The organism is Rhizobium sp. SVR5-2C (assembly GCF_056755115.1).
Genome location: NZ_JBNDHT010000300.1, coordinates 1 through 997 on the forward strand (window position 1 = coordinate 1; position 997 = coordinate 997).

The 997-nt window shown below is 60.1% G+C and carries 2 protein-coding genes and 1 pseudogene; all 3 read right to left on the minus strand.

Annotation, left to right across the window (positions count from 1 at the left end; all coding sequences use genetic code 11):
- Positions 1-165, minus strand: a pseudogene (locus tag ACPYOI_RS35765) (arsenite efflux MFS transporter ArsK); the annotation flags it as partial.
- Positions 140-568 (minus strand): arsenate reductase (glutaredoxin), encoded by a 429-nt coding sequence (gene arsC, locus ACPYOI_RS35770; RefSeq protein ID WP_481420249.1) that lies wholly within the window; start codon positions 566-568, stop codon positions 140-142. The pseudogene ACPYOI_RS35765 and the gene arsC, both read right to left, overlap by 26 nt.
- Positions 565-997 (minus strand): aquaporin (locus ACPYOI_RS35775; RefSeq protein WP_481424137.1); only part of this gene is annotated, 433 nt, incomplete at its 5' end. The genes ACPYOI_RS35775 and arsC, both read right to left, overlap by 4 nt.

Below are 997 nucleotides of genomic sequence, written 5' to 3' on the forward strand. Positions count from 1 at the left end.
AGCGCCGAAAACCCACTCGCTCGACCAGCCGAATTGCGCGGCCATATCGGAAGCGAGAATGCTGAAACTGTAATAGAGGGTGCCGTAGCCGATGATCTGTGTGACGCCGAGCGCAAGCACGGCAAAAAGCGGCACCCGTTCAGACAAGTCGCTTGCCTTCCGCATCCAGAACCTGCTCGCCGTCTTCCTTGGCGAACGGGCCTTTGTGCGTATCGGGCAGGATTTCGAGCACGACTTCCGACGGCCGGGCAAGGCGGGTACCAACAGGCGAGATGACGAAGGGCCGGTTAATCAAGATCGGGTCCTTCAGCATGGCGTCGAGCAGTTGCTCGTCGGTCAACTCCGGATTGTCGAGGCCAAGCTCGGCATAGGGCGTGCCCTTTTCGCGGATCGCCTCGCGCACGCTCAAGCCTGCATCAGCAATCATCTTCACGAGTTCTTCGCGGCTCGGCGGATTTTGCAGATATTCGATGACAGTCGGCTCTATGCCGGCATTGCGGATCATTGCCAGCGTATTGCGCGAGGTGCCGCATTCGGGGTTGTGATAGATCGTGACGTCCATGCTCATGAGGTGGGTTCCGTCTTGGAGAGAGATTGGGAATTACGGGCGTCCATCAGCAGCCAGCCAACGAGCATCATCGCCAGCAATGCGCCGATCATTTCCGCGACGATGAAGCCGGGCAGATCGATCGGGCGGATGCCCGAGAATGTGTTCGTCAGCGATCGGGCGATTGCGACGGCCGGATTGGCGAAGGACGTGGAAGCGGTGAACCAGTAAGCGGCGGTGATATAGAGGCCGACCAGCCATGCCACGGCATCGGCGCGAAACCGGATGCCCGAAAGGATAACGAAGACCAGGCCGAAGGTTGCCATCACCTCTGCGAGCCATTGCGCGCCGCCTGACCGTATCGTTTCCGACGCCTGCAGCAAGGGTAGCGCGAACATGCCATGCGCGAGCATCGTGCCTGCAATGCCGCCAAAAGTCTGCGCGGCGATA

Excerpts from the sequence above, each read along its gene's own strand:
- arsC (WP_481420249.1), bottom strand. The coding sequence starts at position 568 with ATGAGCATGGACGTCACGATCTATCACAACCCCGAATGCGGCACCTCG.